Genomic DNA, 8,297 nt, shown 5'->3' on the forward strand with positions numbered 1-8,297 from the left:
GCGCGCCGCCATGCGCGCGGACGGGACCTACCTCGTCACCGGCGGCTGGGGCGCGCTCGGACGTATCACCGCGACCCTGCTGGCGCGGGCGGGCGCCCGGCACCTGGTCCTGCTCGGGCGGCGCGCTCCGAACCCTGTGCCCGCCTGGATCGAGGAACTGCGCGCACACGACGTCGAGGTGGTGCTGCGCGAAGCCGACGTCGCCGACGACGCGGCGGTCGGCGCCGTCGTGCGGGAGATCGCCGAGACCCTGCCCCCGCTGCGCGGTGTCGTCCACTCGGCGGGAACCACCGACGACGCCCCGCTCGAGAACCTCGACCGGGACCGCTTCGACGCCGTGTTCGCCGCGAAGGTGCGCGGCGCCTGGCACCTCCACCGGCACACGCGCACCCTGCCGCTGGACTTCTTCGTCCTGTTCTCCTCGGTCGCGTCGGTGCTGGGCTCGGCGGGACAGGCCAACTACGTCCTCGCCAACGCCTACCTCGACGCGCTCGCGACGGCGCGGCGGCACGAGGGCCTGCCCGCGCTGAGCCTCAACTGGGGGCCGTTCGACGAGGCGGGGATCGCCGTGCGGGGCGCGACCACCGAGAGGCTCGCCCGGGCGGGTCTGCACGGGATCTCCGAGTCCGAGGGCGCCCGGGCGCTGGCCCGGGCGCTGTCCGCCGACGCGACACAGCTCGCGCTGGCGAAGGTGGACTGGCAGCGGTACGCCGCCGCGACGGTCACGACCCAGCCCCGCACCCTGCTGGCCGACTTCGACCCGCGGTTCAGCGCGACCGCGACCGAGGAACCGGGCACCGCTGAGATCGAGCGGCTCGCGTGCGCCGACCCGGACGCGGCCGAGGCCGCGCTCGTCCGGCTCCTGCTGCGCGAAACGGCGATGCTGCTCGACCTGGAGCAGGCCGACCGGAGGGAACTGGAGGACGACTTCGCGCACGCCCGCTTCGACACGCTCGGACTGGACTCCCTGATGTCGGTCCGGCTGCGTAACCGGCTGCTCCGCGAACTCTCCGTCGCGCCGCCGGACCGGATGCTCGTCGACGGCAGCACCGTCGCGGACGTCGCCCGCGACCTGTCCCGGCGGCTGGCGGTCCGGCAGCTCGTCGCCGCACCCGACGGCGATGAGGCCACCGGTGAGGTGGAGGTCGTGCGCCTGTGAACCGTGCCGGCGGCGCGGGCGTGGCCTTCGTTCCGCGCCGCCGGCACCCGGCCCTCCCTGCCGCAGGCCGGACACGCTCCGCGCACATCCCGCAGTCCGCACCACACGGTCGGGGCTGGAGAGCAGGCGTTATCCGGCCCCACTCCCCTGCGCTGTGTGACCACACCGGGAGTTCCCGTAGCCCGCCGGTGTCATCCGTCGCTTTCCGGCTCCTGTCACTAACCTGGACCACACCAAGGCGACGATGTATTCTGACCCCGTCCCGGCGCCGAACAGGGAAACGGAAGTCCGGACGATTCGGCACTGACCGTCGCCGGAGGTCACTCCATGTCAGCGTCGATGCGACCGAGGCGTTGCGCGCACACAAGGGGAATCCGCGGGAGGGGCTTTTGACCGACACACTCTTGCCCATCGACAGAATCTCCCGGGAATCGGGGATCGCGTCGTCAGCACTCCGCTACTACGAGCGGTGCGGACTGATCAGCGAAGGCACCAAGATACGGGGAAAAAGACACTACTCACGCTCCGTTCTGGCACGACTCTCCGTCATCAAAGCATGTCAGGCCATGGGTTTCAGCCTGAACGAGATTTCGGAGATCCTCGAGGCTAACTCGCCGTCCAGTGCGATGTGGCGCCAACTGGCACAACGCCGGAAAAGCGACATCGAATCACAGATCGAACTTCTGAGGTCCATCTCGGGAGCGCTGGACTCGGCACTCGACTGCCATTGCCCGACCCTGATCGACTGTCCGCTGATGAGTTCCGGCGGAACACTGGCCGAACCCGCACGTCGCGCGCCCTTTCCCCGTCGCGCGACCTCCGCGCGGGATACCCCCCGACTATCCGCGCGAACTACTCCGACCGTCGCATTCGCATTCGGCGGAGCGGACGCGGGCTAGAACGCGCGACTTTCGTACGACGCCCGGCCCCGGGCCACTCGGAAGGCTACACTGGCGATATGAGCACCGTGGGCGGAGAGCACGCGGGCATGACGGTCGCCGTCCTCGCCCGCAGGGCGGGTGTGAGCACCGACAGCGTGCGGTACTACGAGCGCGTCGGGCTGTTGCCCGAACCACCCCGGACCCGATCGGGTTACCGGCACTACGACGACGACGCGATCGACCGCATCCGGTTCATCCAGGGCGCGCAGCGTCTCGGGCTGCGCCTGCGGGAGATCTCCGATCTGCTGTCGATCCGGGACACCGGCCGGTGCCCCTGTGGTGACGCCGCCGTGCTGTTGCGCGACCGCATGGGCGAGGTCGACCAGGAGATCGACCGGTTGATGAAGCTGCGCGGCCAGCTCGCCGAGATGGTCGAACAACTGCCGAGCACGGACTGCCCGAACCCGGAACCGGGCGTCTGGCGTCCTCCGGCACCCGCCCGGGGATGAACGCCGGACTGTGCCGGCCCCGCCGTGGCGGGGCCGGCACAGCCGTTGGGGACCTCGGATCACTTCGGCCGTGCCGCGGCCCTGCGGGTCAGGTACGAGATCGGAATGATCAACACGGTCACACCGACCCCGACCGCGATGACGTCACCACCCCATTGCGCACCGCCGAAGACGAGCACGGCCGTGTTGAAGAGAGCGAGCACGACCGCGATGCCGATGAACGGGCGTCCGAGCCGGACGGTGCTGTGGGCTCGGTCCGGTTGCCTGCGCAGCGTCAGGTACGCGATGGGCAGCAGCACGAACACGGTCAGATAGCCGAAGGTCGCCGCGGCGACGACGTTGACGACGTCGGTACCGAAGACCACCAGCATCAGCGCGATCACCAGCCCGTCCCCCACGATCGACCCGACCGGGGCGCCCCGCCGGTTCACCCGGCCGAAGATGCTCGGCAGGTGCCGGTCCTGGGCCATCTGGTGGATCGTCCGTGAGGAGCCGATGATGAAGATCTCCGCGCCGAGCAGGAGCACCGCCGCCAGGCCCAGCCCGACGATCAGCTCGCCCGCGGGCCCGAAGGTGATGCCGCCGATCTCGGCGAAGACGGTGAACGGGTCGCGCTGCAGGCCCTCGACGCCCACGACTCCGAACAAGACGATCGGCACGATCGTGAACAGCACGATCGCGATTCCCGCCGAGAGGGACATGATGCGCTTCATGTGCCGCTGCGGCTCCCGGATCTCCGAGCACACCGTGGACGCCATCTCCGCGGCGTAGGCGGCCCACGTGGCGATCATCGTCCACTTCAGGATGATCCCGGCCACACCCCAGAATCCCTCGGGCGCCTCGGCGGGCAGCGCGCTCGGCAGCACGTTGCCGAACTCGAAGGAATCGGTGTGGAACAGCGGGGTCGTGACGATCACCGCGATCACCACGAGCGCGACCGAGGCCAGCACCGCGTTGACGATCGTCGACAGCCGCAGGCCCAGCGCGGTGACGACGTAGAGAACGGCGGCGATTCCGAGGGAGAGGACGATGACGTCGGCCTCGGGCCAGAACAGCGACTTCAGGTAGGTACTCGCGAGGATGAGGTTCACCGCGATCCCGGGCGTCCAGGCGAACCAGTAGCACCACGACGACAACGCTCCGAGGGTGGGTGAGCCCCGCGTCGTGGCGCCGTAGGCGAACTGGGCGGTGCCGCCCGCCCTGCCCGGGAACCGCGCGGTGAGCTCGGCGATCAGCAGGCACTGGAACGCACCGACCACCGCGGTCACGATCCAGATCCAGATCGAGACGTTGCCGATCTCGGCGGCCATCTCGGCCAGCGACACCGACACCATCAGCGAGGCACCGGTGGCCACGAGCACCGAGGTCCACCACGACGACGTGACCGGAAGCTTGCTCTGCCCCGGAAAGACCAGTCCCCGTCGTGGCCGCGGGTCCGTTTCCGGCTCCGCCACCGTCATGGTGCCCGCCGGTGCGCGCACGCTCTCCGTCTCCGACATGTCACTCCTGTTGCGACTCGACATCGAATGGAGCCGAGGTCCGAATACACTCCCCCAAACGGACGAACTCGACTACGGAATACAGCAGTCACGAAGCGAGCGAATCGACAGCGCATGTTTCCGGAACCTGCGAAGGTATCCGCGTTCCGGGAATTCCGGATTGGACGGAGTGGACTGTAGGGCGCGGGCACCCGGGCGGCAATCACCACGGCCACACTTCACCGGAACGGCTCAATCTCGCAACCAAAACCGGTGTTTCAGTTACTCTGCATGATCAGCTTCGTCCGTTTCAGCGACCCGGCGGGGCCGGCAACGATGGCCGAACAGGCGAAGACGCGCCGGAAAACGGGGTTGACTTAAACCCGAGTTCAACCACAAGACTACCTCGGGCAGCAGGCACGACCAGAACCGCACGCGAGACCCCTCCGGTCGCGATCGGCCGACCCGTTCGGGACCCACACTCCCGGGGCCCGGCGGCGGGCGCGGCCCGTCGCTTCCGGACATTTCGGTCGACCACCGGGTCGACACGCACGACACGCACAGGAAGTGGAGCCGCTCCGATGACCAACCTCTTGAAGAAGGCGTACGACGCGACGTGGGGGAAGTACGTTTTCGCCGGAATGTACGACAAGTTTCTTTCGAGAGTGGAAAAGTACGGTCTCTCCGAAAAGCGCGCGGAAATGCTGAGGCCCGCCTACGGGAAGACAGTGGAAATCGGCACCGGAACAGGCCTGAACCTGCCGCACTTCCCCGACACGATCTCCGAGCTGATCCTCACCGAGCCCTACCCGCACATGGTCACCAAGCTCGAGGAGAAGGTCCGCGACCACCCCCGCCGCATCCAGGTCACCGTCGCGGGCGCCGAGCGCCTGCCGTTCCCCGACGCCAGCATCGACACGGTCGCGGCGGCGATGATCCTCTGCACGGTGCCGGACCCGGACGTGGCGCTCGCGGAGATCCAGCGCGTGCTCAAGCCCGGCGGGCAGTACCTGTTCCTTGAGCACGTCCGCAACAGTGATCCCCGCATCGCGAAGAAGCAGGACATCATTCAGAAGGGCTGGTACCTGTTCGGCAACGAGTGCCACTGCAACCGGCCGACGATCGAGACACTGCGCTCGTCCAGCCTCGAGATCAAGGAGCTCAAGGAGGACAAGATGCCGGGAGCGTGGGAGTTCATCGAGGCCATGGTGATCGGGCGCGCCGTCCGGCCGGAGACCGACGCTCCGCTGGCATCGGTGTCGGCCTCGACCGGCGCCGGCTCCGACTGCCAGGACCCGAACTGTTCCTGACACACCTCGTCACGGCGGGGCACACAGCAGCGGCCGGCTCCTCCACCGGCGCGGGACCCGGTCAGCCGGCCGCTTCGCCGAACATCGCCGAGACCAGCCCACCCGCTTCGGACGGTGCGCGGACCTCAAGCAGCAGGCGGTCCCGCCGCAACGAGAGATCGAAGTCGAAGAAGGGGCAGCACCGCTGTTCCGCGGCGGCGAGCCGGGCGACCTCCACGACGCGGTCGCCCGGCACGCTCAGCCGGAGACCGCCGGGGATCGCCTCGCGCCGCGCGTCCTCCAGCAGGGCGTGCCACTGAGCTTCCCGCTCGCCCTGCTCGGTCCCGGTCAGCGAGCACGCGACCGGGATCTCCTCACGTCCGGCGCCCTCCGAGCCCGCGGCGGCATCCGCCCGGTCGGCATCCGCGCGGTCGGCCTCGCCGGGCTGCTCGGCCGGGCCGCCCGCCTCCGCTCGCTCGGACAGGGACAGATCGTCCAGGACGTCGCAGTCCGGGTCGCACGCACTCGTCCGGTCGGGCACCGTGTCCACCCGGTCCAACACCGTGCGCAGCATCGTGAGGGTGTCGGACAGCGCGTCGGCCTCCGACTGGGCACGCCGGATGCGGTCGGCGAGCACCGACCTCAGGTGTTCGCGCGCGTCGCGGCAGGCCCCGGCCTCCCGCACTGACATCAGGTCCTGGATCTGTTCCAGCGCCAGCCCCAGATGCTTGGCCGTGCGGATGAACGCCACGCGCTCGACGGCGTCGTCGTCGTAGGTCCGGTACCCGGACGTGGTCCGCTCGGCCGGGAGCAGCCCGACCGTCTCGTAGAACCGCAGGGTGGTCGTCGGCACCCCGGTGCGGTCGGCCAGTTGCGAGATCCGGTACTTCCTCACGCCGCCACGGTAAACCTTCGAGTCGACTGGAAGGTCAAGCCGAACGGCGGTGTACGGTCGAAAGTCACCGCACCGGGTGACCCACGCGCCGCGGGACCGCGGGGTAACGCGGCGGACGGCAGCACCGACGGGAACCAGAAGCGCGAGTCCGACAACTTCACTCAGTTTCCACCGGGTTTTCCTCGAAGCACGTGGGAAAATGTGCGATCCTGTGCGCGACACCGCGTGGGCCGGTGTCGTGTCGCCGGTGGAGTGAGGGAGGAACGCGCCTGATGTTGGCGAGTCAGCGCCGATCGCGAATCCTGGAGGAGGTGCGGCGGTCCGGTGCGGTGCGGGTGAGCACACTGGTCGAGCACCTCGGCGTGTCGGACATGACCGTCCGCCGCGACCTCGAGGTGCTCGCGCAGGAGGGCAAGGTGCGCAAGGTGCACGGCGGTGCGGTGCTTCCCGGCGCGCGCAGCACCGATGAGCCCGGGTTCGCGGCGAAGTCCCACCGGCAGACCCCGGAGAAGCAGGCCATCGCGGCCGAGGCGGTGCGCCTGGTCGAACCGGGCATGGCACTGGGTGTCTCCGGCGGTACCACCACCTGGACCTTCGCCCGCCTGTTGCGCGACATCCCGGACATCACCGTGGTGACCAACTCGACCCAGGTCGCCGACCTCTTCTCCGCCGAGCCGCGACTCGACCAGACCGTCGTGCTCACGGGCGGCACCCGCACGCCGTCCGAGTCGCTGGTCGGCCCGTTCGCCGTGTCCGCCATCCGGTCGGTCAACCTCGACATCGTGTTCATGGGCGTGCACGGCATGGACCTCGGCAGCGGCTTCACCACACCCAGCCTGCTGGAAGCCGAGGCCGACCGGGCGTTCGTCGATGCCGCGCGCCGGTTCGTGGTGCTGGCCGACCACACCAAGTACGGCGTGCTGGGTATCAGCACCATCGCCGGTATCGACGCCGCCGACGTGCTCGTGATTGATTCCGGGCTGGCCGAACAACACCGCGCCGCACTCGCCGAGCGGGTCGGCGAGCTGGTGGTGGCACGGCCCGACGACGGGCAGGCGCCCGCCGACCCGGGCGAGCCGACGGCATGAGCGCGCGAGCGGAGACGGCGGCCCGGGTGTTCACCGAGACGTTCGGCCGTGCCCCCGACGGGGTCTGGTCGGCGCCGGGGCGGGTCAACGTGATCGGCGAGCACACCGACTACAACGACGGCTTCGTGCTGCCCATGGCGTTGCCGCAGGGGGTGCTGGCGGCGGCGGGCCGCAGCGCGGAACCCCGGGTGCGGGTGGTCTCGCGCCAGGAGCCGGGCGCGCCGGAACGCTTCGACCTCACCGTCCGGCCCGGCGCGGTCACCGGGTGGCCGTCCTACGTGGCCGGAGTCGTGTGGAGCCTGCGCTCGGCCGGGTTCGACCTCGGCGGGGTGGACCTGGTGGTGGACGGGGACGTGCCCGCGGGCGCGGGTCTGTCGTCGTCGGCCGCGCTCGAATGCGCCGTCGCCGGTGCGCTCGCGGACCTGTTCGACCTGGACCCGGACCCGGGCGAGCTGGCCCGGCTGGCGCAGCGCGCGGAGAACGACTTCGTCGGCATGCCCTGCGGCGTCATGGACCAGATGGCGTCGATGCGCTGCACGGCGGGGCACCTGCTTTTTCTCGACACCCGCTCGCTGGCCACCGACCAGGTGCCGTTCGACCCGGGCGCCCGAGGGCGCACGCTGCTCGTCGTGGACACCCGCGCGCCGCACCGTCTCGTCGACGGCGAGTACGCCGACCGGCGCCGCGCCTGCGAGAAGGCCGCCTCGCTGCTGAATGTGCGTTCCCTGCGCGAGATCTCCACCGACGCGCTGCCGGAAATGCTGCCCCGGCTGGCCGACGAGACACAGCGGCGCCGCGTGCGGCACGTGGTCACCGAGAACGAGCGGGTGCTGCGCACCGTCGAACTGCTGCGCGCGGGCGAGACCGACGGCATCGGCCCGCTCCTGTCGGCCTCGCACGCCTCACTGCGCGACGACTACGAGGTCACCGTGCCCGAACTGGACACCGCCGTGGAGGCCGCGCTCGGGGCGGGGGCGCTCGGCGCCCGCATGACCGGG

8 protein-coding genes are annotated in these 8,297 nt (G+C 70.0%); 6 read left to right on the forward strand and 2 right to left on the reverse strand.

The annotated features are described in order from the left end of the window. The 3 genes from SACSA_RS0116215 to SACSA_RS0116220 form a co-directional block, all read left to right on the forward strand. On the forward strand, window positions 1-1,159 hold a 1,159-nt coding region (locus SACSA_RS0116215), incomplete at its 5' end, for a beta-ketoacyl reductase (protein ID WP_198009086.1). A gap of 188 nt (window positions 1,160-1,347) precedes the next feature. Then, complete coding sequence (locus tag SACSA_RS27200) at window positions 1,348-2,058, forward strand: MerR family DNA-binding protein (protein ID WP_408640281.1); 711 nt, start codon at window positions 1,348-1,350, stop codon at window positions 2,056-2,058. A 59-nt stretch (window positions 2,059-2,117) separates the two neighbouring features. Then, a complete protein-coding gene (locus tag SACSA_RS0116220) occupies window positions 2,118-2,549 on the forward strand; it encodes a heavy metal-responsive transcriptional regulator (RefSeq protein ID WP_019818745.1) in 432 nt (143 codons plus the stop codon). A 59-nt stretch (window positions 2,550-2,608) separates the two neighbouring features. Here SACSA_RS0116220 and SACSA_RS0116225 read toward each other — a convergent pair whose 3' ends face one another. Next, window positions 2,609-4,048: an APC family permease gene (locus SACSA_RS0116225; RefSeq protein ID WP_019818746.1), complete on the reverse strand. Its 1,440-nt coding sequence runs from the start codon at window positions 4,046-4,048 to the stop codon at window positions 2,609-2,611. 560 nt (window positions 4,049-4,608) lie between these two features. Between SACSA_RS0116225 and SACSA_RS23410 the strand changes: the two genes are divergently transcribed. Continuing rightward, on the forward strand, window positions 4,609-5,337 hold the full coding sequence (locus tag SACSA_RS23410; protein WP_019818747.1) for a class I SAM-dependent methyltransferase: 729 nt from the start codon (window positions 4,609-4,611) through the stop codon (window positions 5,335-5,337). 61 nt (window positions 5,338-5,398) lie between these two features. Here the strand turns inward: SACSA_RS23410 and SACSA_RS0116235 are convergent, their stop codons facing one another. Beyond that, complete coding sequence (locus tag SACSA_RS0116235) at window positions 5,399-6,211, reverse strand: MerR family transcriptional regulator (protein WP_019818748.1); 813 nt, start codon at window positions 6,209-6,211, stop codon at window positions 5,399-5,401. 272 nt (window positions 6,212-6,483) lie between these two features. Here SACSA_RS0116235 and SACSA_RS0116240 point away from each other — a divergent pair, with 272 nt between their 5' ends. Together SACSA_RS0116240 and galK are read left to right on the forward strand one after the other, a co-directional pair. Further along, window positions 6,484-7,299: a DeoR/GlpR family DNA-binding transcription regulator gene (locus tag SACSA_RS0116240; protein ID WP_019818750.1), complete on the forward strand. Its 816-nt coding sequence runs from the start codon at window positions 6,484-6,486 to the stop codon at window positions 7,297-7,299. Further along, window positions 7,296-8,297: galactokinase (galK, locus tag SACSA_RS23415; protein WP_048876911.1), on the forward strand; the 1,002-nt coding region annotated here is incomplete at its 3' end. The genes SACSA_RS0116240 and galK, both read left to right, overlap by 4 nt.

This window comes from Saccharomonospora saliphila YIM 90502, from assembly GCF_000383795.1.
In the GTDB taxonomy this organism is placed as follows: domain Bacteria; phylum Actinomycetota; class Actinomycetes; order Mycobacteriales; family Pseudonocardiaceae; genus Saccharomonospora; species Saccharomonospora saliphila.